Source organism: Cupriavidus alkaliphilus, assembly GCF_014191175.1.
GTDB classification, from domain to species: domain Bacteria; phylum Pseudomonadota; class Gammaproteobacteria; order Burkholderiales; family Burkholderiaceae; genus Cupriavidus; species Cupriavidus alkaliphilus.
In genome coordinates, this window is record NZ_JACHWE010000003.1 from 561,261 (window position 1) to 587,402 (window position 26,142).

The 26,142-nt window shown below is 68.1% G+C and carries 19 protein-coding genes and 1 tRNA gene; 14 read left to right on the forward strand and 6 right to left on the reverse strand.

Annotated elements, in window-relative coordinates:
• Window position 1 precedes the first annotated feature (1 nt).
• Together cyoB and cyoA are read right to left on the reverse strand one after the other, a co-directional pair.
• On the reverse strand, window positions 2-1,978 hold the full coding sequence (cyoB, locus tag FHX60_RS14215; protein ID WP_183283725.1) for a cytochrome o ubiquinol oxidase subunit I: 1,977 nt from the start codon (window positions 1,976-1,978) through the stop codon (window positions 2-4).
• 1 nt (window position 1,979) lies between these two features.
• On the reverse strand, window positions 1,980-2,990 hold the full coding sequence (gene cyoA, locus FHX60_RS14220) for a ubiquinol oxidase subunit II (protein ID WP_183283726.1): 1,011 nt from the start codon (window positions 2,988-2,990) through the stop codon (window positions 1,980-1,982).
• 152 nt (window positions 2,991-3,142) lie between these two features.
• Between cyoA and FHX60_RS14225 the strand changes: the two genes are divergently transcribed.
• Window positions 3,143-4,540, forward strand: coding sequence for an aminotransferase-like domain-containing protein (locus FHX60_RS14225; protein WP_260163912.1), 1,398 nt, complete (start codon window positions 3,143-3,145; stop codon window positions 4,538-4,540).
• Window positions 4,541-4,571: 31 nt separating this feature from the next.
• Here FHX60_RS14225 and FHX60_RS14230 read toward each other — a convergent pair whose 3' ends face one another.
• The 3 genes from FHX60_RS14230 to FHX60_RS14240 form a co-directional block, all read right to left on the reverse strand.
• Window positions 4,572-5,606 (reverse strand): endonuclease/exonuclease/phosphatase family protein, encoded by a 1,035-nt coding sequence (locus tag FHX60_RS14230; RefSeq protein WP_183283728.1) that lies wholly within the window; start codon window positions 5,604-5,606, stop codon window positions 4,572-4,574.
• A 113-nt stretch (window positions 5,607-5,719) separates the two neighbouring features.
• Window positions 5,720-5,941 (reverse strand): DUF2798 domain-containing protein, encoded by a 222-nt coding sequence (locus tag FHX60_RS14235; RefSeq protein ID WP_181487091.1) that lies wholly within the window; start codon window positions 5,939-5,941, stop codon window positions 5,720-5,722.
• Between the two features lie 100 nt (window positions 5,942-6,041).
• A complete protein-coding gene (locus FHX60_RS14240; RefSeq protein ID WP_112776994.1) occupies window positions 6,042-6,845 on the reverse strand; it encodes an SDR family NAD(P)-dependent oxidoreductase in 804 nt (267 codons plus the stop codon).
• 175 nt (window positions 6,846-7,020) lie between these two features.
• Between FHX60_RS14240 and FHX60_RS14245 the strand changes: the two genes are divergently transcribed.
• The 9 genes from FHX60_RS14245 to FHX60_RS14285 all read left to right on the forward strand — a co-directional run bounded on the left by FHX60_RS14245 (window position 7,021) and on the right by FHX60_RS14285 (window position 19,553).
• Window positions 7,021-7,971, forward strand: coding sequence for a GlxA family transcriptional regulator (locus FHX60_RS14245; protein WP_183283809.1), 951 nt, complete (start codon window positions 7,021-7,023; stop codon window positions 7,969-7,971).
• 135 nt (window positions 7,972-8,106) lie between these two features.
• A complete protein-coding gene (gene ppk1, locus FHX60_RS14250; RefSeq protein ID WP_183283729.1) occupies window positions 8,107-10,233 on the forward strand; it encodes a polyphosphate kinase 1 in 2,127 nt (708 codons plus the stop codon).
• A gap of 32 nt (window positions 10,234-10,265) precedes the next feature.
• Window positions 10,266-11,162, forward strand: coding sequence for an AraC family transcriptional regulator (locus FHX60_RS14255; RefSeq protein ID WP_183283730.1), 897 nt, complete (start codon window positions 10,266-10,268; stop codon window positions 11,160-11,162).
• 126 nt (window positions 11,163-11,288) lie between these two features.
• On the forward strand, window positions 11,289-11,957 hold the full coding sequence (locus FHX60_RS14260; RefSeq protein WP_092316506.1) for a 2Fe-2S iron-sulfur cluster-binding protein: 669 nt from the start codon (window positions 11,289-11,291) through the stop codon (window positions 11,955-11,957).
• Complete coding sequence (locus tag FHX60_RS14265) at window positions 11,954-12,952, forward strand: FAD binding domain-containing protein (protein WP_092316504.1); 999 nt, start codon at window positions 11,954-11,956, stop codon at window positions 12,950-12,952. The genes FHX60_RS14260 and FHX60_RS14265 overlap by 4 nt, the downstream gene beginning before the upstream one ends.
• A 95-nt stretch (window positions 12,953-13,047) precedes the next feature.
• Window positions 13,048-15,327, forward strand: coding sequence for a molybdopterin cofactor-binding domain-containing protein (locus FHX60_RS14270; RefSeq protein ID WP_183283731.1), 2,280 nt, complete (start codon window positions 13,048-13,050; stop codon window positions 15,325-15,327).
• Between the two features lie 332 nt (window positions 15,328-15,659).
• On the forward strand, window positions 15,660-16,346 hold the full coding sequence (locus FHX60_RS14275) for a (2Fe-2S)-binding protein (protein WP_112776988.1): 687 nt from the start codon (window positions 15,660-15,662) through the stop codon (window positions 16,344-16,346).
• A complete protein-coding gene (locus FHX60_RS14280) occupies window positions 16,346-17,329 on the forward strand; it encodes an FAD binding domain-containing protein (protein ID WP_183283732.1) in 984 nt (327 codons plus the stop codon). Before FHX60_RS14275 ends, FHX60_RS14280 begins: the two co-directional genes overlap by 1 nt.
• Before the next feature lie 82 nt (window positions 17,330-17,411).
• On the forward strand, window positions 17,412-19,553 hold the full coding sequence (locus FHX60_RS14285) for a xanthine dehydrogenase family protein molybdopterin-binding subunit (RefSeq protein ID WP_260163913.1): 2,142 nt from the start codon (window positions 17,412-17,414) through the stop codon (window positions 19,551-19,553).
• Window positions 19,554-19,593: 40 nt separating this feature from the next.
• Here FHX60_RS14285 and FHX60_RS14290 read toward each other — a convergent pair whose 3' ends face one another.
• Window positions 19,594-22,488 carry an ATP-binding protein gene (locus FHX60_RS14290; protein WP_183283733.1) on the reverse strand — a complete coding sequence of 965 codons (2,895 nt, stop codon included), beginning with the start codon at window positions 22,486-22,488 and terminating at the stop codon, window positions 19,594-19,596.
• Window positions 22,489-22,876: 388 nt separating this feature from the next.
• On the opposite strand from FHX60_RS14290, the gene FHX60_RS14295 reads away from it, so the two are divergent.
• The 4 genes from FHX60_RS14295 (at window position 22,877) to FHX60_RS14310 (ending at window position 25,979) form a co-directional block, all read left to right on the forward strand.
• Window positions 22,877-23,776 carry a beta/alpha barrel domain-containing protein gene (locus FHX60_RS14295; protein ID WP_183283734.1) on the forward strand — a complete coding sequence of 300 codons (900 nt, stop codon included), beginning with the start codon at window positions 22,877-22,879 and terminating at the stop codon, window positions 23,774-23,776.
• 191 nt (window positions 23,777-23,967) lie between these two features.
• Complete coding sequence (locus FHX60_RS14300; RefSeq protein ID WP_112776983.1) at window positions 23,968-24,276, forward strand: hypothetical protein; 309 nt, start codon at window positions 23,968-23,970, stop codon at window positions 24,274-24,276.
• A complete protein-coding gene (locus FHX60_RS14305; RefSeq protein WP_260163914.1) occupies window positions 24,194-25,681 on the forward strand; it encodes an alpha/beta hydrolase in 1,488 nt (495 codons plus the stop codon). Before FHX60_RS14300 ends, FHX60_RS14305 begins: the two co-directional genes overlap by 83 nt.
• A gap of 221 nt (window positions 25,682-25,902) precedes the next feature.
• Window positions 25,903-25,979 (forward strand) — tRNA-Asp (locus FHX60_RS14310).
• Window positions 25,980-26,142: the final 163 nt, after the last annotated feature.

The following is a 26,142-nucleotide window of genomic DNA, read 5'->3' on the forward strand; positions in this document are numbered from 1 at the left end:
GTCAGGCAGCTTGCTGCAGTTGGGCATAGCGGGCGCGCTCGATGCGCTCGACTTCGGCGGCCGGCACGTAGTAGTCGACGTCGCGGTCGTAGCTGCGCAGCACGAAGGTCGCGATCGCGCCGACCAGCCCGGCAATGGCGACCAGCCACATGTGCCAGACCAGCGCAAAGCAGCACACCAGCCCGAACACCGACACCAGGAAGCCGGCCGCGGTGGGGCGTGGCATGTGGATGTCCTCGTAGTGGGCCGGCTGGCGCCAGGCGCGCCCGGCCTCCTTGTCATCCCAGTGCTGCTCCAGCGAGGTGATATGCGGCACCTTCGCGAAGTTGTAGAACGGCGCCGGCGATGCGGTCGACCACTCCAGGCTGCGGCCGTCCCACGGGTCGCCGGTCAGGTCACGGTTGTGCTTGCGGTCGCGGATGCTGACGGCCAGCTGCACCAACATCGCCAGGATGCCGGCACCGATGACGAAGGCACCGATCATCGCCACCACCAGGTAGGGATGCCAGTCGACGTTGGCGTAGTGGTTCATCCGCCGGGTCATGCCCTTGAAGCCGAGCACGTAGAGCGGCATGAAGGCCAGGAAGAAGCCGGCCAGCCAGCACCAGAACGACACCTTGCCCCAGAACTCGTTGAGCTTGAAGCCGAACACCTTCGGGAACCAGAAGCTGATCGCGGCCAGGCAGCCGAACAGCACGCCGCCGATGATCACGTTATGGAAGTGGGCCACCAGGAACAGGCTGTTGTGCAGCACGAAGTCGGCACCCGGCACCGCCAGCAGCACGCCGGTCATGCCGCCGATCGCAAAGGTGACCATGAAGCCGATGGTCCACATGGTCGAGGTATGGAAGCGGATCCGGCCCCGGTACATGGTGAATAGCCAGTTGAACAGCTTGACGCCGGTCGGAATCGAGATGATCGACGTCATGATGCCGAAGAAGGCGTTGACGTTGGCACCCGAGCCCATGGTGAAGAAGTGGTGCAGCCACACGAAGAACGACAGCACGCCGATCGACGAGGTCGCATAGACCATCCACTTGTAGCCGAACAGCGGCTTGCGCGAGAACGTGGCGATGATTTCCGAGAACGCGCCGAACGCGGGCAGGATCAGCACATAGACCTCGGGGTGGCCCCAGATCCAGATCAGGTTCACGTACATCATGGCGTTGCCGCCCAGCTCGTTGGTAAAGAAATGCATGCCGAGGTAGCGGTCGGCGGTGAGCAGGGCCAGCGTGGCGGTCAGCACCGGGAAGATAGCGACGATCAGGATGTTGGTGATCAGCGCGGTCCAGGTGAACACCGGCATCTTCATCAGCGTCAGGCCCGGTGCGCGCATGCGCAGGATGGTGACGATGAAGTTGATGCCGGTCAGCGTGGTGCCGAGCCCGGATATCTGCAATGACCAGATGTAGTAGTCAACGCCGACGGTCGGGCTGTAGCCCAGTTCGGACAACGGCGGGTAGGCCACCCAGCCGGTCGCGGCGAAGTCGCCGACGAACATCGACAGCATCACCAGCACCGCGCCCATGGCCGACAGCCAGAAGCTGAGCGAGTTGACGAAGGGGAAGGCCACGTCGCGCGCGCCGATCTGCAGCGGCACGATCACGTTCATCAGCCCCACCACCAGCGGCGTGGCGACGTAGAAGATCATGATCACGCCGTGCGCAGTGAAGATCTGGTCGTAGTGGTGCGGCGGCAGGTAGCCCGCGGCATCGCCGTAGGCGATGGCCTGCTGGGTGCGCATCAGGATCGCGTCGGCAAAGCCGCGCAGCAGCATGACCAGCGCCAGGATGATGTACATCACCCCGACCTTCTTGTGGTCGACCGAGCAGATCCACTCGGTCCACAGGTATGCCCACTTGCGGTAGTAGGTGATGGCGCCGAGCAGCGCCGCGCCCAGCACGATCACCACCGCCAGCGTCCCCATGATGATCGGCTCGTGGTAGGGGATGGCCTCGAGGTTGAGTTTTCCTAGCATGTCATTGCTCCATGCGGCCGGGCAGCGCCGGCGGAACGCGCCGGAAGGCCTGCAGAGATTCGGGGGTGTCCGCGCGGCACACCGCGCCGTAGGCCTGCATGTACTTGTCGACCACCTGGTCGAACAGCTTCGGCGCCACCGAGGCGTACAGCGCGACCGGATCCTTGCTGCTGGGCTGCTCCAGCGCGCGGTAGGTGTTCGCATCGAGCGCCCGGGCCGAAGCGCGGGCCTTGCCGATCCACGCGTCGAATTCCTCGCGCGAGGTGGCCAGGGTCTTGAAATGCATGTCGGAAAAGCCCGCGCCGCTGTAGGCCGCGGACTGGCCGAGATAGACGCCCGGCGACTCGGCAATCAGGTGCAGGCGGGTCTGCATGCCGGCCATGGTGTAGACCATGCTGCCAAGTTGCGGAATGAAGAAGGCGTTCATCATCGATTCGGAGGTGAGCCGGAAGCTGACGGGCGTGCCGACCGGGATGGCCAGCTGGTTCACCGAGGCGACGCCGTACTCCGGATAGACGAACAGCCATTTCCAGTTCAGCGCGATGACGTCGACCTGCAGTGGCTTGACCTCGGACTGCAGCGGTCGGTAAGGGTCAAGCTTGTGCGTCGAATCCCAGATCAGCACCGCCAGGCAGGCCACGATCACGCACGGGATGCCCCATACCACGATCTCGATCCTGGTCGAGTGCGACCACCGGGGCGCGTAGGTCGCGCGCGTATTGCTTTCGCGGTAGCGCCACGCGAACCACAGCGTCAGGAAGATCACCGGGATCACGACCATCAGCATCACGAACAGCGAAATCAGGATCAGCGATTTCTCCTGCTCGCCGATGCTGCCCCTGGGATTGAGCAGTTCGAGGTTGCAGCCGCTCAGCAGGGCGCTCAGGCCGGCGGCCAGCAGCAAGACGCCGAGACGGGGCGCCCGGGTTGGCGATGGACTGTGGCGGGAGGACGGGCGGGGCAGCGGGCCTTGTCGATTCTGGTTTGCCGGCCCGGCGGTAGGTTTGAGCATGTCGGACACCTTGGTTACGGATTACCGAAGGCATCCGGCCACGCGCTCCGATTCAAGTGCTTCGTCAGCCCGCGCGGGCGTGGCTTGTATGGATTCCTTCGGCAATGTGTGGCATGCTATTCGAAGACAAAGGCCATACATCGAGGAAAATTTTGGCGACAGGATCCATACAAGATGCCGGCGCCGCGGCCGGGTGGGATCTGCGGATCGCCACCTCCGGCGTCGCCCGATACCTGCAGATCGTCGATTACATCGAGCAGGCCATCGGCGACGGCCGGCTCGTGGCCGGGGACCGCGTGCCGCCGCAGCGCAGCCTGGCGCAAGCGCTCGGCGTCGACCTGACAACGGTCACGCGCGCCTATAACGAAGCCCGGCGGCGCCAGCTGATCGAGGCCAGGGGTGCGCTCGGCACCTTTATCGCCGCGCCGCGCGCGGAACTGGCGCGGGTGGTCGACATGAGCATGAACGTGCCGCCGCGGCCCGCCGGCGTGGATTTCCAGGACCTGTTGCGGCGCGGCCTGAACCAGGTCCTGCTGCGCAGCGACCCGCAGCTGCTGATGACCTACCAGCTTGGCGGCGGCAGTGCTCCGGACCGCGCGGCCGGGGCGCTCTGGCTGGCGCCGATGTTCGGGCGGGTCGACACGGCGCGGCTGGTGGTGTGCCCCGGCGCCCAGGCCGCGCTGGCCGCCGTGATCCTTAGCCGCACCCGGCCCGGCGAGGCGATCGTGACCGAGCCGCTGGCCTACCCGGGCATCCGCGCCGCGGCGGCGCAACTGGGCCGGCGCGTGGTGGTCGCGCCGTGCGACGCCGACGGGATGCTGCCCGACGCGCTCGCCGCCGCCCGCGCCGACGGCGCCACGCTGGCCTACCTCAACCCGACCGCGCAGAACCCGACCACCCACACCATGCCGGCCTCGCGCCGGGCCGAGCTGGCCAGCGCGGCGCAGCGCTGCGATATCGCGCTGCTCGAGGACGACCCCTACTGGCTGCTGACGCCGTCCGCACCGCCTCCGCTCGCGCGCTTTGCTCCCGCACGCACCTACTACGTCGCGACGCTGTCCAAGGCGCTCAGCCCGGGCTTGCGCACCGCCTATGTGCTGTTGCCCGAAGGCCGCGGCAGCGACGACCTGCTGGCGCCGCTGCGCGCGTTTGCGCTGATGCCCGCGCCCATGACCGCGGCGCTGGCGACGCAATGGATCCATGACGGCTCGGCCATGCAATTGCTCGAAGGCATCCGCGCCGAAGCGCTGGCGCGCTGTGCCCTGGCCAGCCGCTGGCTGAGCGGGATGGGCCAGCTGCCGCCCAGCGGCATCCACGCATGGCACCGGCTGCCCTCCCACTGGTCCGCGCAGCAGCTGGCCAGCGCCGCGCTGGCGGAAGACCTTCGGGTCACGCCCTCCGATGTGTTCTGGGACGGCGCGGGCGCACCCAATGCCATTCGGATTTCGCTGGGCGGGGTGGACGACCGCACCCAGCTAGCGCACGCGCTGCGCAGGCTGGCGGCGCTGCTCGAGCGCGGGCCGCGGCAGAACCCCATCACGATCGTCTAGCGGGCAGGGTGCCGGCGCAGGCGTGCCCGCGTCATGCCAGGTCGTCCCGGATGGGGCGATGCTTGAACACCGCGCGGATGATGCCGTGGTCGTTGGTGCCCAGAGCCTTGTGGTCGGCGAAGTTCAGATGGTCGTTGTTGACGACGAGGCCGTCGAACAACCAGCGGCGGCGCCGGCTGTTGTCGTAGAGTTGCTCGCTGACCAGGATATGGTCGAGCGATTCGCGAAAGTCCTGGAACACATGGGTGTAGTAGACATCGCGCGTGTCGCGGTATTCCTGCAGCGTTTGCGCCGTATACAGGGCGATGTCGCCGCCGCCGACCGAGTCGCCGAGCAGGTAGGCCGGCTGTTCGGTCAGGATATTGGCGGTGTTGCTCAGCTGCCCGTCGTTGATATCGCCCATGACGACCACCGCGGTATTGTTGCCCTTCATGCGGTTGGTCAGGATAAAGCGCAGCGCCGCCGCTTCGGCGGTACGGCGGATGGTCGACAGCGCGGCGCCGATGGCCTTTGCATGCCGGGAATAGATTTCCTTTTCATACCAGGCCTCGCCATCGATCCGGGTCGGCTGCTTCGACTTGAGATGGCACACATACATCTGCATGGCGGGCTCGTCCTCGCGCGGCCGGATGGCGAAATGCAGCACCGGCCGAGAGAAGCCGCGAATATTGACGCTGATCTGCGGGGTTTGCGGGTCGTCCCCCTTTGCCTTGAGCACGAAATCCTCGGGGAAATCGGCGATCCATTCGGACTCGCCCGCCAGCAGCCCGCGGCGGACAATGGCGGCGCAGACGATGCCCTTGCCGTCGGCATTGTCGGGCACCACCACGTCGTAGTCGGCGGCAAGCCCGGCGGCCTCGACCGCCGCGGTCAGCGCCTCGCCATGCCATAGCTCCTGGAAGCCGACCACGTCGGCATCGATCAGCTTGAGCTGGCTTGCGGTCCAGGCGATCTTGCGCTCGTATTCCTGCTCGCTCCAGCCGTTGCTGTCGGTATAGAGCGGCAGGCCCGGCAGGTTGAGGTTGTACAGGTTGAAGGTGGCGATGCTGAGGGTCTTCAGGTCCACGGCGAACTCCTTTTCCAGGGGTGGGCGAATCGCCCGTGGAGTTCAGCAAGCCGCAGACCCGCTGTCTATCTCGCTTCTGTGACAATCGCGCAATCCGGGAGCGGCGCGGGGCATCAACGCACCCAGCGCTCGACCTGCGCCTGCAGGCGCGGCCCGATCAGCAGGATGGCGGGAATGACGATCACATAGCCGACGCCCCACGAGCGCAGCCAGGTCAGCGCGAATTCCTCGGTGAATCCGATATTGAGGGCCAGCAGGGCGAACGAGATGATCCCCGTGGTGACCACGCCCATCGATAGCGCGAAGGCGATTTTCCGTTTCAGTTCCAGGTTCATGGCGAATTTCCTGTCGTAAAGGTTTCGGCCGGCACGTTTGCCGGTGCCCGCGCGTGCGGCGCGTATGGCGCAGCCGGGCGGGCGCTCCGGACGCGGACGGTTACCGCGCGATGCCGTACCGCGCGGCCGGCTGCGCACGCGAAAGATTGGGCCCGAGCGCGGCACGTGCGGCCTCGAATGCCTGCCAGTCCCCGGCGTGCGGCAACGACGGCAGCGTGATCGCCTCGCCCTGGTCCAGGCCAGCCAGCGCTGCATCGACCAGGTCGTCGCCGTCCATCACCAGCGCTTCCGGCAGGTTCTCGACAGGCTGGCCGGCAACGTCCCAGAACGCCGTGCGGGTCGCCCCCGGCAGCACCGCCTGGACGCGCACGCCCTTGCCGGCAAGCTCATGCTGCAGCGACTGGGTAAAGGCCAGCACAAAGGCCTTGGAGCCGCCGTACACGCCGTTCAGCACCTCGGGCGCGATCGCGACGATCGAGGCAATATTGATGATCGTGCCCTGGCCGCGCGCCACGAAGGCTGGCGCGGCGGCATAGGTGAGGCGGGTCAGCGCCGTGACGTTGAGTTCGACCATTGCCTGCATCGTGTCGACGTCCGACTCCAGCAACGGCCGCGCGCCACCGAAGCCCGCGTTGTTGACCAGCGTGGTGATGCTGGCGTCCGTCCTCAGGATGTTTTCGACGTGGCGTACCTCGGCCGCCTGGCCCAGGTCGGCCGTGACGATCTCGACGGAGCGGCCGGTCTGGTCGGTGATGCGCCGCGCCAGTGCTTCGAGCCGGCCGCGGTTGCGCGCCACCAGGATCAGGTCATGGCCGCGGCGCGCCAGCCGATCCGCGTAGATCGCGCCGATGCCCGAGGAAGCCCCGGTGACCAGGGCGGTGCCAGCGTAGGTGTGAGTTGTCACGTTGAAGCTCCATAACAGTGGGAAAGCAGTGAGAAGTTCCGTGGCAGCCGGCCGTGCGTATCGCCGCTGCGTGCATCGAAGATTAGGTGCACAATGGCGATGGCAACAATGTCTTAGATCCCACCTTTTATGCCACGGCGGAGAACGTGCCTCCCGCCGCCATCGGGAGTTCACCATGCACCATGTGGCCCTTGCCCTCTATCCCGGCTTCCAGGCGCTGAACCTGGCGGTGTCGACGGTGCTCGAGTTTGCCAACCGGGCGCTTGGCGAGCCGCTGTACCAGGTTCACTTGCTGTCCGAACATGGCGGCCCAGTGGCGAGTTCCGGCGGCTTTGCCGTCGGCACCGCGCCGTTTGGGCGGCGTCGCTTCGATACCGTGCTGGTGGTGGGAGACAATGACGTCCTGCCTGCGCCGCCGGCGCTGGTGAAGTTCCTGCAGCGCGCGGCGCGCACTTCGCGGCGCATCGGCGCCACGTGTACCGGTGCCTTCACCCTGGCGGAGGCGGGCTTGCTGGCCGGCCGCCGTGCCACCACGCACTGGTACTACGCCGAGGAGCTGAGGCGCCGCTTCCCGGACGTCGGCGTGGAGGAGGACCGCATCTTCATCATCGATGGTCCGGTCTGGACCTCGGCCGGGATGTCGGCCTGCATCGACCTGGCGCTGGCACTGGTGGAAAAGGACGCGGGCGCCGCCGTCGCGCGCGGCGTGGCCAAGAGCCTGGTTGTGTACCATCGCCGCGCCGGTGGCCAGTCGCAATTTTCGGCGCTGCTGGACCTGGAGCCGCGCTCCGATCGCATTCGCGGCGCGCTGGATTTCGCCCGGCAGAACCTGCAACAGGACCTGTCGGTGGAGCAGCTGGCCAATGCCGCGCACCTCAGCGCCCGGCAGTTCTCGCGCGCATTCCGCGACGAAACCGGGCAGAGCCCGGCCAAGGCCGTGGAGCGCCTGCGCGTGGAGGCGGCGCGGCTGATGATGGAAAGCGGACGCCACCCCATCGACGTGGTGGCCCGGGAAACCGGTTTCGGCGATCCCGAGCGCATGCGGCGGGCCTTCCTGCGGGCGTTCGGGCAACCGCCGCAGGCGATCCGCCGCATGGCGCGCGGCGGCGCATTGCAGACGGCCTAGCTGGTGTACGCGTCACATTGGCGAGATATGGGCGTTGGGAGACCGGACCTCTTTCGCCAATGCCGCAAGCGCAATCGCGCCGATGCGCGCTACGCCAGCTAGAATCGGAAAACAGTTTTTTCCTGGCACGGCAGCATGAGACACGAATCTGGCGTCATGCAGGACGAATCGCAGGATCCCCGCAGCGGGCGCGACCCCGCGGATGCGGCCACCTTGCCCAACGGCAATGCGCGCTTCATCAACCGCGAACTCAGCCAGCTGGAATTCTTTTACCGCGTGCTTCAGCAGGCGGCCGATCCGGCCATGCCGCTGCTCGAGCGCCTGCGGGCGCTGTGCACCTTCAGCAGCAACCTCGACGAGTTCTATGAAGTCCGCGTGGCGGGGCTGAAGGAACAATGCGTGCTGTCGTCGCCGGTGGTCGGTCCGGACGGGCTGACGCCGCAGGCCGTTTATGCCGCGGTCAACCAGCGGGTGCGCGAACTGGTCGATCAACAGTACCGGCTGTTCAATGACGTGCTGATCCCCGCCATGGCCCAGGAGCAGATCTGCTTCTTGCGGCGGCCATCGTGGAACGCCGCGCAGCAGGACTGGATTCGCGAATACTTCTTCGCCGAACTGATGCCGGTCCTGACGCCGATCAGGCTGGATCCGGCGCATCCGTTTCCGCGCGTGCTGAACAAGAGCCTGAACTTCGCCGTTGAGCTGGAGGGCAAGGACGCGTTCGGCCGCAGCTCCGGCAATGCCATCGTGCAGGCGCCCAGGGCGTTGCCGCGCGTGATCGCGCTGCCAGCGCAGATCGCCGGATGCGAACACGGCTTCGTGTTCCTGTCTTCGATCCTGCATGCCCACGTCGGCGAGCTGTTCAGCGGCATGACGGTTCGCGGCTGCTACCAGTTCCGGGTCACGCGCAACAGCGAGCTGTTTGTCGACGAGGAAGAGGTCAAGAACCTGCGCGAGGCCCTGCAGGGCGAACTGCCGCACCGGCACCTTGGCGATGCGGTGCGTCTGGAGGTCGCCGACAATTGCCCCCGCGCCATGACCGCGTTCCTGCAGGAGCAGTTTGGCCTCGCGCCCGGCGAGGTGTTCGCGGTCAATGGCCCGGTCAACCTGGTGCGCCTGATGCAGGTGCCGGACCAGGTCGACCGGCCCGAACTGAAATACCCGCCTTTCCGGCCGGGCTTGCCGAAGGCGCTGCGGGACCAGCCCGATATCTTCCGCGCCATGCGCGATGGCGACATCCTGCTGCACCATCCGTTCCAGTCGTTTGCGCCGGTGGTCGATTTCGTCAGGCAGGCGGCGCAGGATCCGGACGTAGTCGCGATCAGCCAGACGGTGTACCGGGCCGGGCACGACTCGGCGCTGTTGTCGTCGCTGATCGAGGCGGCGCGAAACGGCAAGGAGGTCACGGCCGTGGTGGAACTGATGGCGCGCTTCGACGAAGAGGCCAACATCGGCTGGGCGGGGCAACTCGAGGATGTGGGGGCGCATGTGGTCTATGGCGTGGTCGGCTTCAAGGCGCACGCCAAGATCCTGATGGTGGTGCGGCGCGAGGAGGGACGGCTCAGGCGCTATGTGCATCTCGGGACCGGCAACTATCATCACCAGACCTCGCGCAGCTATACGGACTTCGGCTTGCTGACCTGCGATGAAGCGCTGACCCAGGATGTGGCACAGGTGTTCAGCCAGCTCACCGGCCGCGGCCAGACGCAGAGCCTGACGCATATCTGGCAATCGCCGTTTACGCTCAAGCAGCAGCTGCTGGCAGCGATCCGGCGCGAAGCCGAGCATGCCGGTGCCGGGCGCAAGGGGCGCATCGTCGCCAAGATGAATGCGCTGCTGGAGCCCGAGTTGATCCAGGCGCTGTACGATGCGTCAGGCCAGGGCGTGCGCATCGACCTGATCGTCCGCGGTGCCTGCGCGCTGCGTCCGGGTGTCGCCGGACTGTCCGAGCACATCACGGTGAAATCGGTGATGGGCCGGTTTCTCGAGCACTCGCGCATCTTCTGCTTTCACGACGGCGGGGCCGACAAGGTCATGCTGTCGAGCGGGGAATGGATGGAACGCAGCCTGTCCCGTCGCATCGAAATATGTTTTCCGGTGCTCGATCCCCGCTTGAAGGAAAGGGTCCTCTCCGAGGGCCTGGAGCCGTACCTGTCCGACCGCCGCGAAGCGTGGATGATGACGCCTGAAGGCAACTACGTGCGCCAGCCCGTGCCGGACGGCGAGTCGGCGCAGCGCATGCTGCTGGCTGCGCTGACCTGAGTGCCACGAATCCCCCCGCAAAAGGAACGACCATGACCCTGACCCCCGCCATCGGTCAAGGCCGCCTCAAGGCACGCCAGGCCAGGACCGCTGCCGCGTACACGACCTCCATGCTCGGCGGCGGCCTGGTTTTCGACCATCGCCACTGGGCCTGCGGCGAGGCGGAATTCCGCTGGAGCGCGCCGCGCCACCTGATCGTGCTGACCGAGCGCGGGTCGACCGGCCGCACTTGCGTCTACAGCGAAGGGCGCCTGATGCACGACGGGCGCGACCGGCCCGGCACGCTCAGTTTCGTGCCGGCCCACGCGGAACGCAGCGGGCATTTCCGCGACGCCGACCTGGTCTACACCGCGCTGTGGCTCGATCCGGCCCTGGCGCTGCCGGGTTGCGACCGCCTGGCGCAATTGCCGATGCGCATCAATGACACCGCCGACGCGGTAGTGCAGGCACTGCTGACCTCGCTCAGCGCCGAGATGGCCGCCGGCCGCGTGCCCGAACCGGTCTACCTCGAGCACCTGGTGTCGCTGGTGGCGCTGCGCATCGCGGGCGCAGCGCCGGCCGCGCCCGCGCGCCGCGTGCAGGGGCTGGGCCAGCGGCTGCTGGCGCGCCTGACCGACTATATCGACGCGCGGCTGGACGCGTCGCTGTCGTTGGGTGACCTGGCCGGCGTCGCGGGCATGCCGGTGGACACCTTCGCGCGGCGCTTCAAGGCGCAGACCGGCATGGCCCCGTATGCCTACGTCATCGACAGGCGCGTGCGGCGCGCGCAAGCCCTGCTGCGCGGCAGCGCGCTGCCGATCAGTGCCGTGGCACTGGAACTGGGCTTTTCGAGCCAGAGCCATTTCACCTCCACCTTCCAGCGCCTGACCGGCACGACGCCGCGCAGCTATCGGCAGCACTTGCGCCGGGATTCTGATAGTTCCGCCTGATATCTGAAAGAAACGCCCCCGCTGGCGCCGACATACTGCCGGTGCCGGCTGTGGCGGCTTCCGCTGGGGAAGTCTGTCGCGCCGCGCGGCAGGGCCGGGCCCTGCCGTCCTCACCAGGAGCAGACCATGGATCAGGCGGACCATCCGCAAAACCCCGGTCGCCGCGCCGTGCTGCGCGCCAGCGCGGCGAGCGGCATGCTGTTCGCAGTCGGCCCTGCGCCGGCGCAGGGCGCAGCGGGCCCATCGTCAGTCTCGAATGCCGCGCCCGCCGCCGTGCCGCTGCGGCCGCTGACCTTGCGCATCAACGGCGCAGACCACGCGGTGCAACTGGATGTGCGCACGACGCTGCTGGACGCGCTGCGCAACCAGCTCGGCCTGACCGGCACCAAGAAAGGCTGCGACCATGGCCAGTGCGGCGCCTGCACCGTGCTGGTGAACGGCCGCCGCATCAATGCCTGCCTGACGCTGGCGGTGATGCACGACGGCGACGCCATCACCACCATCGAGGGCCTCGCCGACGGCGATGCGCTGCATCCGCTGCAATCCGCATTTATCGCGCGTGACGCGTTCCAGTGCGGCTACTGCACGCCCGGCCAGATCTGCTCGGCCGTCGGCATGCTGGCCGAGGTGCGTGCCGGCTGGCCCAGCCATGCCAGCCGCGATGTCGCCGCGCGGACGTTCGCGCTCGACGAGGCCGAGATCGGCGAGCGCATGAGCGGCAACCTGTGCCGCTGCGCGGCCTATCCGAACATCGTCGCCGCGATCCGCGATGCCGCCGACGGAGGCCAGGCATGATGACCTTCAGCTATGAGCGCGCCGGCAACGCCGCCGAGGCGGTGCAGGCCGTCGCCAGCCGGGACGGCGCCCGCTTTATCGGCGGCGGCACCAACCTGCTTGACCTGATGAAGCTGGGCATCGAACAGCCGCGCCACCTGGTCGACGTCAGCCGGCTGCCGCTCGCCGCGATCGAGGATGCCGCGGACGGCGGGCTGCGCATCGGCGCGCAGGTGCGCAACAGCGACCTGGCGGCGGACCCGCGCGTGCGCGCGCGCTATCCGCTGCTGTCGCAGGCGCTGCTGGCGGGCGCATCCGGGCAGATCCGCAACAAGGCCTCGACCGCGGGCAACCTGCTGCAGCGGACGCGCTGCGCCTATTTCTACGATCCGCACATGCCCTGCAACAAGCGCACGCCCGGCAGCGGCTGCGCGGCGATGCAGGGCCACAACCGCATGAATGCCATCCTGGGCGGCAGCGAGTCCTGCATCGCCGTGCATCCGTCCGACATGGCGGTGGCGATGGCGGCGCTGGACGCGCGCGTGCATACCGTCTTGCCGCAGGGCGGCGGGCGCGTCATCGCGGTGCGCGAGCTGCACCGGCTGCCGGGCGCGACGCCGCACCTCGAGACCCAGCTCCGGCATGGCGAGATGATTGCCGCGGTCACGCTGCCGCCGCCGCCGGCCGGGCGCCAGCTTTACCGCAAGGTGCGCGACCGCGCCTCGTATGCGTTTGCGCTGGTGTCGGTGGCGCTGGTGCTCGACGTGGCCGGCGGCCAGGTGCGCGGCGCCCGCATCGCGCTGGGCGGCGTGGCGCCGCGCCCGTGGCGGGCGGACGGCGCCGAGCAGGCATTGCGCGGCAGGGCGGCGGATGCGGCCAGCTGGCAGGCGGCCGCCGACGCGGCGCTCGCCGGGGCGCGCGGCCATGGCGGCAACGATTTCAAGATTCCGCTGGCGCTGCGCACGGTGCGGCAGGCATTGGCCGCCGCGGCGCAGCCCGTTGCGCAGCGGACATGACACCAACCGTGCTCCGCTGCGCGGCTGCCGATCGGGCTGTCGATCGGGCTATCGATCAGCTTGCCGCCACGGGCACATGACGACGGACACCGACCATGACGACGACCATGCAAGGGAATGCGGGCCGGGGGCCGGGCGCTCCCGTGGGACTGCCCATCGACCGGGTGGACGGCAGGCTGAAGGTGACGGGCCGCGCCACCTATGCCTATGAACAGCCAGCGGCAGGACCGGTGCCGCCGGCGTACGGCTATATCGTGGGCGCCACCATCGCGCGCGGCCGTATCGTTGCCATCGATACCCGGCAGGCGCGGCAGGCGCCGGGGGTGATCCATGTGATGACGCATCGGAACGCGCCGGCGCAGCCGGCCTTCGGGCCATCGGTGCCGCCCACGCCGCGCGACGTGTTCACCCGCGCGCGGCCCTGCCTGGCATCGGACCGCGTGCGCTATTACGACGAGCCGGTGGCGCTGGTGGTGGCCGAGAGCTTCGAGGCGGCGCGCGCCGCCGCCGCGCTGGTGCAGGTGCGCTACCAGGCCGAACACGGCGAATTCGAACTGGCGCCGCGGCTGGCCCAGGCCTACAAGCCCCCGCGCACCAACGCGGGATTCGCGCCGGACAGCGCGACCGGGGATTTTGCCAGCGCGTTCTCCCAGGCGCCGGTGGCGCTCGACGTGACCTATGCCACGCCGTACCAGAGCCACAACCCGATGGAGCCGCACGCCACCATGGCGGTATGGTCGGATGCGGGCCTGACCGTCTACACCGGGTCGCAGACGCTGGGCAACTTCCAGGCGGGCCTGGCCGCCACGCTGCGCATCCCGCCGGAACGGGTGCGCATCGTCAGCCCCTTCACCGGCGGCGGCTTCGGCGCCAAGCTGATCATCCATGCCGACACCGTGCTGGCCGCGCTGGCGGCGCGAGAACTGCGGCGGCCGGTCAGGATCGCGCTGACGCGCCAGCAGATGTATGCGAACGCCGGCCATCGCGCGGCCATGTCGCATCGCGTGCGCCTGGGCGCGGAGCGGGACGGGCGGTTGTCGGCGATGGGCTATGAGGTCTGGTCGGCCACCTGCCGGTTCGAGGAATATTGCGAGCAGACCGCGGTGTTCGCGCGCGCGCTGTATGCCGCGCCCCACCGCGTGACGCGGCACCGGCTGGTGCCGGTCGACCTGAACCGCGGCGAATGGATGCGTTCGCCCGGCGAGGCGCCGGGCATGCAGGCCTTCGAGTGCGCCATGGATGAGCTGGCCGAGCGCCTGGGGCTCGACCCGATCGAGCTGCGCATACGCAACGAGCCCGAGCGCGAGCCCGAGACCGGCCTGCCATTCTCCACTCGCAACCTGGTGGACTGCATGCGCACCGGCGCCGCGCGCTTCGGCTGGCAGCGCCGCCGCGCCGCGCCGCGAAGCGTGCGCGAAGGACGCTGGCTGGTCGGCATGGGCATGGCCGCGGCGATACGGCCGAACTATCTCGGCGCCGCGGCGGCGCAGGTGGCCATGGACAGCCGCGGGCGCGTCACGGTGCGGCTGGACATGACCGACATCGGCACAGGCACCTACACCATCCTGACGCAGATCGCCGCCGAGAGCCTGGGCGTGCCGCTGAACTGGGTGCGGGTCCAACTGGGCGACAGCCGCTTCCCGCGCACGGCGGGCTCCGGCGGATCCTGGGGCGCGGCCAGCGCCGGTTCCGCCGTGGCCGACGCCTGCACCCAACTGAAGGCCTGCATCGTGGCCGCCGCAAGGGGGCCGGACGAAGCCGCGCCCACGGCGGTGCGCTTCGCCGATGGCAACGTTACCCTCGGCGGGCAGACGCAACGGCTGGGCGACCTGATGGCACGAGTCGCGCCGGGCGGGCTGCAGGCGGAAGGCCGGGTGGCAGGCATGGGCGAAGCGTACAAGGCGCATTCGCACCACGCCTATGGCGCGCACTTCGCCGAAGTCGCGGTCGATGCCGATACCGGCGAGATCCGCATGCGGCGCATGCTGGCCGTGATCGGCGCCGGCCGCATCCTCAATCCCAAGACCGCGCGCTCGCAGATCCTGGGCGGAATGACCTGGGGCATCGGCGCCGCGCTGATGGAGCAGACCCTGCTGGACGCGCGCTACGGCCGCTTTATCAACCACGACCTGGCCGAGTACCTGGTGCCGGTCAACGGCGATGTGGCGCAGATGGAGGTGGTGTTCCTGGACCAACCCGACCCGAACGCCAACCCGCTGGGTATCAAGGGGTTGGGCGAACTGGGCGTGTGCGGCGCGGGAGCGGCGGTGGCCAACGCGGTCTACAACGCGACCGGAGTGCGGGTGCGGGAATTTCCGGTGACGCTGGACAAGGTGCTGGCGGGGATGGAGGCGGCGCAGCGGCTGGCATTGTGAGACCAGGCGCTGCGCCGCCTGCAAGACGCGCCACCGGCATGGCAGGCAGCCAGGCGGACGAAAAAAGACGATGCTGCCGCGACGCCTTGCCGCGCCTGTTAAGTCTTGTTAAGCACCCTTGTAACCATTCGATCTCCGAATAGAGTGATAGTGCCGCGACCCATCGTGCACCGTCTGTTCCCATCCTGCTTGCCCGGCCATCCTCGGCATCGACGCGTGCCACGCCCTGGCGGCATGGCAACACAGCCGCGGCACGGGCAGGGCTCGTCCCTCACGATACCGGGCTCGTGGCGCAACCTTGAGCAGGTTCAGCACGCACAGGAGAACAGCAAATGGCGTCCCCAAAGCATGTGCCCGACGCGCGGCGAGTTCATGACAACGAGCCGGATGGTGGCCCGACGGTTCTGTCCCGTCGCCGCTTTATGCAGAGCGTCGGTGTTTCAGGGATGAGCGTGGCAAGTGGCACCCTGTCCGGCACGGTCGCGGCGCAGCCGGCAACGCCGGCGCTGCGGGAGCTGGCCGGCCCGGGCGTGGGGAAAGCCGGATATCCCATCACGCTGACGATCAACGGCACGACGCAGCAACTCATGGTGCAGGCCAATGAGATATTGCTCGATACCTTGCGCGAAAAGGTCCACCTGACCGGCACCAAGAAGGGCTGCGATCACGGCCAGTGCGGGGCCTGCACGATCCTCGTCAACGGTGTCTCGGTCAATGCGTGCCTGTCGCTCTCGGTGATGCATGACCGCGACGACATCACGACGGTCGAGGGCCTTTCCCGCGATGGCAAGCTGCATCCGGTGCAGCAGGCGTTCTGGGACCACGATGCCTACCAGTGCGGCTATTGCACCGCCGGCCAGATGATGAGCGCGGTGGGGATCCTGCAGGACAAGCGCATACCGTCCGACCCCGCGTCGGTGCAGGAAGCCATGAGCGGCAACATCTGCCGCTGCGGTGCCTACAAGAATATCGTGGCCGCGATCCAGGACGCGCGCGGCAAGATGAGGGAGAACGTCTGATGCGGAACTTCGATTATGCGCGCGCCGCCGACGTCGAACAGGCCATCACGCTGCATGCGCGCGGCAGCGACACGGTCTACCTGGCGGGTGGCACGACGCTGCTGGACCTGATGAAACTCGATATCACGCGGCCCGCCCGCGTGGTGGACATCCACAAGCTGAAGCTGGACCAGATCGAACCGCTGGACGATGGCCGTACGCGCATCGGCGCGATGGTCAGCAACACCGACCTGGCGCGCCACGAGCATATCCGGCGGCATTATCCGGTGCTGTCGCAGGCCCTGCTGTCCGGTGCCAGCACGCAGTTGCGCAACAAGGCCACCACCGCCGGCAACGTGATGCAGCGGGTGCGCTGCGGCTACTTCCGCGACGGCGTCTCGCCGTGCAACAAGCGTACGCCGGGCTCGGGATGCGCCGCGGTAGACGGCCTCAACCGCAACGTGCATGCCGTGCTGGGCGGAAGTCCGCAGTGCATCGCCGCGCATCCTTCTGACATGTGCGTCGCCATGGTGGCGATCGGCGCCACCGTCCACGTACAGGGGCCGAAGGGCCGGCGCGACATTGCCTTTGCCGATTTCCACCTGCTCCCGGGCGACACTCCGTGGAAGGAGCACGCGCTCGAAGCCGGAGAGATCATCACCCACATCACGCTGGATGCACCGATGCCTGGCAGCCGCTCGGCCTACCTCAAGCTGCGCGATCGCGGCTCCTACCAGTTCGCACTGGCTTCGAGCGCGGTAATCGTCGCGCTTGATGGCAACGCCGTGCGCGATATCCGCATTGCCCTTGGCGGCGTCTCAACCAAGCCCTGGCGTGCCGCCGGCGCGGAGGCGGTGTTGCGCGGCAAGCCGGTTTCCGAGGCGCTGGTCCGCGAAGCCGGCGTGTCGGCGATGGCTGGCGCGCGGTCGTATGGACAGAACGGTTTCAAGCTCAATCTCGGCCAGCAGGCCGTGGTACGCAACCTGTCGCTTCTTACCGCCTGAAGGGAGTGCACGCGTGAACAACACTGCTATCGGCGCGTCGCCACGCCGCATCGACGGCCGGCTCAAGGTCACCGGCGCCGCCTTGTATACCGCCGACCGCGCGCTGCCAGGCATGCTGTACGCATACGGCGCATACAGCACTGTTGCCAGCGGCCGGATCACGGGACTGGACCTGGCCGACGCGCGCCGCGTGCCGGGCGTGGTCGACATCCTGCACCACGGCAACTTCCCGCGCCTGTACCGTACGCCCAAAAGCCCGATCTCCGGCGCAAACATCCTGACGGCGTCGATTACGGACGAACACCGGCTGCCGTTCGAAGACAATACGATCTACTATGGCGGCCAGATGGTGGCGCTGGTGGTGGCGGACACCTTCGAGCATGCCCGCGAGGCGGCGTACCGGGTCGGGGCGTCCTACACCGGTGAAAAGCCCGTGGTAGACCTGGAACACGGCATCAAGGCCGGCGGCCTGCGCGATGGCGGGAGAGGGCATGCGCGCGGCAAACCGGCACCCGCCTACGACCGCGCTGCGGTGAAGATCGACGCCACCTACCGCACCCCGGTCGAGACGCACAATCCGATGGAGATGCATGCCACGCTGGCGTGGTGGGAGAACGGCGACCTGCGTCTCTATGAAGCGACCCAGGGCGCAACCGTCCACCGCAATACCATCGCGCAGATCTTCGGCCTGACGCCGGAGCGCGTCACCGTCGATGCGCCCTTCATCGGTTCCGGCTTCGGCTCCAAGCTGTTCCTGTGGCCACACTCCGTTGCGGCCAGCGCGGCGGCGCGCATGACCGGCCGGCCCGTCAAGCTGGTGGTGCCGCGGGCCTTTATGTTCACCACCACCGGGCAGCGCCCCGAGACGCGCCAGCGTGTGCGCGTGTCCGCCGGGGCGGACGGCAAGATCACGTCGATCCGGCATGAATCGGTCAACACCACCTCATTCATCGAGCAGTACGTCGAGAATTGCGGTGGCATGACGCAGAGCCTGTACGCCTGTCCCAACCTCATGGTGAGCCACCACACCACGAAGGTGCACCGCGGGGCGCCCACCTCCATGCGCGCGCCGGGCGCTGCGCCGGGCCTGTTTGCGCTGGAGTCCGCCATCGATGAGCTGGCCCTGGCCTGTCGCATGGATCCGGTGCGGTTCCGGCTCGCCAACCTTTCGACGCGCGATGAAAGCCTGAATCTGCCATGGTCGAGCAATCACCTGCGCGAGGCTATCGAGCAGGCCGGCCGCAAGTTTGGCTGGGAGCGGCGCGACCCGCGCCCGGGATCGATGGCGGTCGGCACGGAGATCGCCGGCTATGGCGTCGCCGTCTGCAACTGGGACGCCTGGCGTACCCCGGCCGAGGCCCGCGTCCACCTGCGCAGCGACGGCACTGCGTCGGTGACCTGCGCGGTGCAGGACATCGGCACCGGGATGTACACCATCGTCGCGCAGATCGTCAGCGAGCTGACCGGCCTCCCATTCGAGAAGATCGAGGTCAGGCTCGGCGATTCCTCGTTCCCGGCGGCACCCGTCGCGGGCGGGTCCTGGGCAACCGCGAGCGTGCTTCCCGCGGTAGCCGAGGCCACGCGCCATGCCATTGGCCAGCTGCGCGCGTACGCCACCCAGGAAGGCGGCGCCTTTGCCGGAGCGAAGCCAGAGACGCTGACGATGCAACAAGGCCGCCTGACCGACGGCCGGCGCAGCCTCGATTATGCCGAGGTGCTGACGGCGCAGCGCTTCGCCAGTGCCGAGGGGTTCGCCCGCACCGGCGCGGCACCGGCCGACAAGCTGTCGTTCATGTCCTTCGGCGCCCACTTTGTCGAGGTGCGCTGGGACCCGGGCATTTCGCGGCTGCGCGTGGCAAGGGTCGTCAGTGCCATCGATGTCGGTCGGGTGATCAACCCGGTCACCGCGCGCAACCAGGTGGAAGGGGCGATCGTGATGGGCGTCGGCATGGCCTTGTTAGAAGCCACCGAGTACGACGAGCGCAGCGGCATGCCGGGCAACAACAACTATGCCGAATACGCGGTACCCGTGCATGCCGACCAGCCCGAGATCGACGTGATCCTGCTCGACTATCCCGATCTGCGGTTCAATGAGTTCGGCGCGCGCGGCATCGGCGAGATCGGCATCACCGGTCTGGCCGCCGCCGTCGCGAACGCGGTGTATCACGCGACCGGCAAGCGAATCCGGGAACTGCCGATCACGAAGGAAAAGCTGATGGCATGAGGCGGTGCGCTGCTCTGGCGATGCGGGGCGGGGGGATGCGTCAGCCAAGGCGGCCGAGCAGGGCGGCTGCCGCGCGCAGGTCGGCGGTGTCGAAGCCTTCGCGAAAGCGGTCGTACACCGTGCCCAGGACGCTGCGCGCCTGCGCGATCGATCCGGTTTCCGCGGTCAGCGCGGCCAGGCTCATGGCACATCGCAGGGACAGCGCCAGGGCGCCTTGCGCGTCGGCCTGGCGCAGGCCGCTGCGTATCCTCTCTGCCGCCGCGGCGAGCTTGCCGGCGTCGCGCAGCCGTTCGCCCTCGATCCTGCGCAGTTCCGGCAAGCTCCAGGGAACCAGGCCGTGCCGGGCGCGCGCGAAGTCGTCGTCGCCGGCCAGCGTGGCATCGAACGTGCACAGCATGTCGCGCAAGGGATGGGGCCAGGCGGCCGGCATCCGCGCCACGCCGCCGTCATCGCGAAGGCGACCAAGCACCAGCAAGAAGCCTTCCGCATAACAGCCCCAGAATGTGAGCGAGTATTCCGCGGTGCAGCGGCGCAGCAGGGCGGTATAGCGTTCCGCGCGATCGAGCTCGCCCGTCCAGAACGCGGCCGGACCGCACCCCACGGCGATGGCAAAGCACAGCGACAGCGAATGATCGATGGCTTGTGCTCGTTCCACCGCAGCTTCGGCATGTTCGAGGGACTGTTCGGGCATGCCTTGTATCCACAGGATGCGCGCCAGCGCCGTCAGTGCCGCTACGCCCTGATCGAACTGGAAGCCGATGCGGCGCGCACTGAGATTGATGGCCAGGGGCTGGCAGAGTACGCGCCGGGCGTGGCGCAGCGCCTCCTCGTGATGGCCGGTAAAGTGCATGCTCCATGTCATCATCCGCTCGTGGATGACGGCGTCCGCCGCATCACCGGCGTGGACGGCGAGTGCCCCGAATTCCTGCGCCCTGCGTACGGTGGCGCCATAGTCGCCAACGGAATTGCTGATGAGCCACAGCCCCCACAACGCGTGCAGCTGGTCGGCGACCGAGCTGGCCTGGCGCGCCACCTCGAGACTGCGTTCGAATGCGGCGATGGCAGCGGGTCCAGCGCCGCGAATATTCCACAGCGCGTGGCCATGCGCTTCACGCATGGCGATTTCACGCGCCGGTTCGAGCGGGCCGGTGCCAGGCATGCGCTCGAGCAACCGCTCCAGCAGCTCGAGATACTCGGCCATGTGCGACAGCGCGTACCAGAGCGGAGCGGAGGCGGCGGCCAGAGCCGCCCCAAGGCTGACATCGCCGGCATCTGACAGGCTCCAGTGCAGTGCGAGGCGAATGTCGTCCAGCAGATAGGCGTGGCGTGCAAGCCAGTCGCCACGGGCCTGGCGCGGCCTGGCGTGCTCCATCGCGTCGGCGGTCGCCAGCATATGCACGGCATGAAGACGGCCGACTTGCGCGCGTCCGGGGCAGGCCGACAGTTGCGCCAGGCCATACTCGCGCGTGGTCTCGAGCAGCCAGTACTGTACGGATTCGCCGGCGATGTCCGACATCAGCAGCGACTTGCTGACCAGGTTATGGAGCAATTCGCCGGTTTCGCCGGCGAGCAGCCCCTGCGCCACGGCCCGCGCGCCATCCGCCGTAAACCGGCCGCGGAACATCGCCAGGCTGCGCAGCAGCCGCCGCTCGTTCTCCGGCAGCAGTGCATAGCTCCAGTCCAGTGCCGCCCGCAGGGTCTGGTGGCGCGGCAACGCCGTGCGGCGGCCCCGCGTCAGCACCGCCAGGCGGTTGCCGAGTTGCGCGTACAAGCCGCGCATGCCGAGCCGTTCCACCCCCGCTGCGGCCAGCTCCAGCGCCAGCGGGATGCCGTCGAGGGCGCGGCAAATGCCCACCAGCGCCGGGACGTCAGCCTCGCACAGCGCGAAGGTGCCCTGGCTCGCGCGCACGCGCTCGACGAACAGTTCCGCCGACGGATAGCGCAAGGCCTGGTGAACGTCGAGCGTGTCGAGCGACGGAGGAACCGGCAAGGCGCCGAGGCGTTGCACCCATTCGCCCTGGATGCGCAGGGGTTCCCGGCTGGTGGCCAGCAGATGTGCTTCGGGCGCGCCGGTCAGCAGGGATTCCGCCAGTTCGGCCGCGGCCTCGATCACATGTTCGCAGTTGTCGAGCACGATCAGGATGCGGCGGGTCTGGAGATAGGCAATCAGGCTGCGCAACGACACGGCTTCGAGGGCGGGAGCGCCGAGCGCCGCCGTCACGGCATTGGTCACGAGCGCGGGGTCGTTCAGCGGCGCCAGGTTGACAAAGACGGCCTGCTGGCCGAACGACGCCGACAACCGGCGCGCGGCCGCCAGCGCCACGGTGGTCTTGCCCATGCCCGCCGGGCCGGTCACCGTGACGCAGCGCCGCGAGGACAGTTCGCGGGCCAGGTCGGCAACCATGTCGTCGCGGCCGATCATGCGCACCAGTTGCGCGGGCAGCGGCAAGGCTACCCGGAGATCGGGCGTGACACTGGCGGGCGTTGCCGCCAGCGCGTCGGCCGATGCCTTGCCTGCCGGCGCGGGCGTCGCGACTGCCGTAACGCCCACGGGCACGTCCGTGGGCACGTTTGCGGGCAGATTCGCGGAATCGTCAGCGTTCGCCGGAGCGACAGCATGCGAGACCTCCGCGACAAAACAGTACCCTTGGGCAGGTACGTTCACGATGTAGCGATGAGACTCGCGCCTGTCGCCAAGCACCTTGCGCAGCTCGGTCAGGTGGACCCTGAGCGCGCCGGACTCGATGACCACCTTCGGCCATACGCGCGCGATCAGTTCGGCATTGGAGACGACTTCGCCGGGCCGCTCGGCCAGCGCGACCAGCAGGTCGAAGGCGCGGCTGCCCAGCCTGACCGGGACGCCGCTCTTCAGCAGGATCCGCTGGCGGGGCAACAGGCAGAACGGGCCGAAATTCATGGCGGCGTCGGCTGTCATGTTCGCGCCTCGCCGCCAGCCTTGGACGTCGCGCCGTTTGCGTCTGCACGTATTTCTGACGCGCACGACGCGACATCTTCATGCCCACCCGCAATCAGGAATTGACGAATTTCCGACATGGCAGCCTCGGCGTGATCGAGATCCCGAACCGGCGAATTTAGCATAACGGTTGCACTATCGTTGTCATCGCATCCCGGGCCGCCAGGCTGGCGCAATGCGCATGCATCGCGTGCGCAAAATGCAGCCGCGGACGGACTGGCGCGGCGCATTGTATGAGACAAAACCGGGTGTGGAAGGCCTGGTGCGCGACGAGACTTAGCAACGCATAACTGGCACTCCGGATGCAGCCCGACCAGACTTGTCACACCAGCCCGATATGCCAGTCGCGATGAGCCAGCCCGTTCGCACAGACCTGTTCGCGCCGTTGAAGCTCGGCGCCTTGCCGCTGCAGCACCGGATCGTCCTGAACAGCCCGCGGGCGCTGCAGCATGGCAGGCCTTCTCTATCCCGCAAGCCGCCGTCGGAATCCCTGGATGGCGCCCTGGTCATCTATGCCGTCGCGGAGGCCCACTGCGCCGAGGGCCGGCACCTGGTCACCCAGGGCATCGCAAATGCCGGCGAAGTCAATGGCTGGCTCCGCGCCACGCAGGCGGTCCACGACCGGGGCGGCATGGTGGTCGCGCGGATTGGCGGTTGTCCCGTGCCCGCCGGCATCGCGCTCAACGCCGATCAGGTCGACCTGGCGCTCGATGCCTATCGGTCGGCGGCGGAGAACGCCCATGACGCCGGCTTTGATGGCATCGAGCTGGCTGCGATGGCGGGCACGTTGCCAGAGCAGTTGTATCGGCAATGGGCCGAGGTGCCCGCTGCGGTGCCGGCTGCCCTGACCGAGTGTCCGGTGGCCACGGAATTTCTCTGCGATGCGCTGCGAACGCTGCTGGCCGCATGGCCGCCGGACCGGGTCGGGGCCTGCATGACGCTTCCCGCAACCGCTGCCGGGCTGCGCCGGCACCACGCGCTGCTTCCCCCAGTGGCGGCCGGAGAGCTCGCCTACCTGCACCTGCACTCGACCGGTTCGGGTCACGCGACCTACTGTAAGCCATTTACCGCGAGTGTCCGCCTGCACTACCGAGGCCCGCTCATCGTCACCGGTGTATGGACGCCGGAGCTGGCCGCCACCGCGGTTCGCAGCGGCCGCATCGACGCCGTTGGAGTCTGCGGCGAGGGCGTAGCGCGACCTGACGAACTGGCAGCGACATGGCGCGCGCAGCTGGGCGTGCATGGATGACGAAGGTGTCCCGCGGGATTCGCAAGGCAGAGCAGTCAGGCGATCGGCGCAGGCTCTTTTCCCGTGGAACCGTTCCGGTTCCTTGTTCCACCGCGCTGCAGTCTGCGCACTGTTCCAGGAGTTAGATGATGCGGAAAGACAGACGAGTTTCCATTCCGGCGAGCGTCCTTGGCATGGCCGCTGGGCTCGGCATGGCGCTGGGCATGGTGGCTTCGGCCAATGCGCAGACCAATGAGAAGCGCGATCCCTTCACCCAGGGCGCACGGTCCGACAAGTTCGACGCCTATACGCAGGGCGGTCACATCGATACGCGTTCCAGCCTGGCGCCGGCCGGCAATGCCGTGGATCCGCATACGCAAGGCGCCAGGCAGGGCGCGCGCGATCCCTATACGGATGGCAGCAGGACCGGCGCGCGCGATGCGTTTACGGATGGCGCGCGAACCGGCGCGCGCGATCCGTTTACCGAGGGGGCAAAGTCGGGCGACGGCGCTTCGCGGTAGCCTGCGGGCGGCGGCTGCCGTACGCCGCTCGCCCGCGCTTGATCGGCCCGCCCTCGACCGGCATGATGCGGAAGCGCGCCCTGCGCGCCGCACCTGTAGCGGCCACGGCCGCCGCACACCGCCGACCACTGAGAAGGAGGGCACATTGCGACTCCGCCGCAAGGCGATGCTAGTCGTCCGCGCAGCCCTGGCCGCTGCTGCCGTGCTGTTGGCCGCATGCGCTGCCAGCGGCCGGCCGCCGCCCATCGCCACGGGCTTCGAGGACTACCGTCGCGACACCATCGACATGCTGCAGGCACGGCGGCATTTCCAGGCCACCGACAAGGCCGCCGACAAGGCCGCCGAACTCGCATGGAACGCGCCCCGCGAATGGCTGCCCGCGACAGCCTACGACGGCGCGACTCCGGCGACCGCGCCGACACCGGATAAGGGCATCTTGCTGATTCACGGTCTGGGCGACTCGCCCTGGTCGTTCCATGACGTGGCGCGGCAACTTGCCGGGCAAGGGTTTTTGGTACGCACCGTGCTGCTGCCGGGCCACGGCACCCGGCCGGAAGATCTGCTGGACGTGACGCTGGAGGATTGGCAGCGCGTGGTGCGGGAGCAGGCCGATGCGCTGCGCCGCGACGTCGCGCAGGTCTACCTGGGCGGTTTCTCCACCGGTGCCAACCTGGCGCTCGACTATGCCTATGCGCATCCGGAGGTGGCCGGGCTGGTGCTGTTCTCGCCCGCGTTCCAGTCAAGCAGCCGCTACGACTGGCTGACCCCGCTGATCGGTTGGTTCCGCCCCTGGCTGCTGGAGCCGGATGGCCGCCGGCCCATGCAGAACGCCGTGCGCTATATGACCGTGCCGACCAATGCCTTCGCCCAGTTCTGGCGCAGCAGCCGCGAGGCACGGCAGCGGTTGGCCGAGCGCCCCTATGACAAGCCGGTGTTCATGGCGGTCGCGCAGCATGATTCCGTGCTGGACACGGCCTATCTGCTCAGCGCGTTCCAGCATCACTTTACCCACCCGGCCAGCCGGCTGATCTGGTATGGCGCCCGGCCCGCCGGGCTGGCCGACGGTGGCCGGGTACTGGTGCGCAGCGATGCGCTGACGCAGCGGCGTATCAGCCGGTTTTCCCACATGGGCTTGATGTTCTCGCCGGCGAACCCGCTGTATGGCGAGCGGGGCAGCTTGCGCATCTGCTGGAACGGCCAGGACGAGGTGGCGCTGCGGGCATGCGAGCGCGGCGAGCCAGTCTGGTATTCCGACTGGGGGTATCGCGAGCCAGGCAAGGTGCATGCGCGCCTGACGTTCAATCCGTATTTCGAGTGGCAAGGCGAGGTGCTGGCGGACGTGCTGAACCGCAGGCCTGGCAGCTTGCCGCAAGCCAGGCATGACGGTCCCGTCGCGGGACCCTGAGCCCGAACCGAGGCGGGGTATTGCGCCGATGCGCGACACACGCTATAGTTCGGCCTCCTGCAGCAAGGCCCGGCTCGCAAAGGACGCAGGTGGTGTGCCAGGTTCATGATTCTTAAGGGAAATTTCGCTTTCCTTTACGAGACATGGAAACCGGCGGCCGAGATTCTCGGCATGCGCCAGCACTGTCCGTCGCAAGCCAACGCCACGCGGGAACCGACACAGGAGTGGTAGTTCAGTCGGTTAGAATACCGGCCTGTCACGCCGGGGGTCGCGGGTTCGAGTCCCGTCCACTCCGCCAGTATCATGAAACGCCCGCGAAAGCGGGCGTTTTTCATTTGTGCGGAGTGGAGGAAGCCGCCTGCGCGGCTTCCGGCGGGAATCGAAGGGCTGCGCGTGTCAGCGCAGCCGCGGCCCGCGGGACGTGGGCGAGTCCCGTCCACTCCGCCAGTATCATGAAACGC

What these genes read in the sequence shown, in the direction of transcription:
- cyoB (WP_183283725.1), bottom strand. Translation starts at nt 1,978, where the DNA reads ATGCTAGGAAAACTCAACCTCGAGGCCATCCCCTACCACGAGCCGATC.
- cyoA (WP_183283726.1), bottom strand. Translation starts at nt 2,990, where the DNA reads ATGCTCAAACCTACCGCCGGGCCGGCAAACCAGAATCGACAAGGCCCG.
- FHX60_RS14235 (WP_181487091.1), bottom strand. Translation starts at nt 5,941, where the DNA reads ATGAACCTGGAACTGAAACGGAAAATCGCCTTCGCGCTATCGATGGGC.
- FHX60_RS14245 (WP_183283809.1), top strand. Translation starts at nt 7,021, where the DNA reads ATGCACCATGTGGCCCTTGCCCTCTATCCCGGCTTCCAGGCGCTGAAC.
- ppk1 (WP_183283729.1), top strand. Translation starts at nt 8,107, where the DNA reads ATGAGACACGAATCTGGCGTCATGCAGGACGAATCGCAGGATCCCCGC.
- FHX60_RS14255 (WP_183283730.1), top strand. Translation starts at nt 10,266, where the DNA reads ATGACCCTGACCCCCGCCATCGGTCAAGGCCGCCTCAAGGCACGCCAG.
- FHX60_RS14260 (WP_092316506.1), top strand. Translation starts at nt 11,289, where the DNA reads ATGGATCAGGCGGACCATCCGCAAAACCCCGGTCGCCGCGCCGTGCTG.
- FHX60_RS14265 (WP_092316504.1), top strand. Translation starts at nt 11,954, where the DNA reads ATGATGACCTTCAGCTATGAGCGCGCCGGCAACGCCGCCGAGGCGGTG.
- FHX60_RS14270 (WP_183283731.1), top strand. Translation starts at nt 13,048, where the DNA reads ATGACGACGACCATGCAAGGGAATGCGGGCCGGGGGCCGGGCGCTCCC.
- FHX60_RS14275 (WP_112776988.1), top strand. Translation starts at nt 15,660, where the DNA reads ATGGCGTCCCCAAAGCATGTGCCCGACGCGCGGCGAGTTCATGACAAC.
- FHX60_RS14280 (WP_183283732.1), top strand. Translation starts at nt 16,346, where the DNA reads ATGCGGAACTTCGATTATGCGCGCGCCGCCGACGTCGAACAGGCCATC.
- FHX60_RS14290 (WP_183283733.1), bottom strand. Translation starts at nt 22,488, where the DNA reads ATGACAGCCGACGCCGCCATGAATTTCGGCCCGTTCTGCCTGTTGCCC.
- FHX60_RS14295 (WP_183283734.1), top strand. Translation starts at nt 22,877, where the DNA reads ATGAGCCAGCCCGTTCGCACAGACCTGTTCGCGCCGTTGAAGCTCGGC.
- FHX60_RS14300 (WP_112776983.1), top strand. Translation starts at nt 23,968, where the DNA reads ATGGCGCTGGGCATGGTGGCTTCGGCCAATGCGCAGACCAATGAGAAG.
- FHX60_RS14305 (WP_260163914.1), top strand. Translation starts at nt 24,194, where the DNA reads ATGCGTTTACGGATGGCGCGCGAACCGGCGCGCGCGATCCGTTTACCG.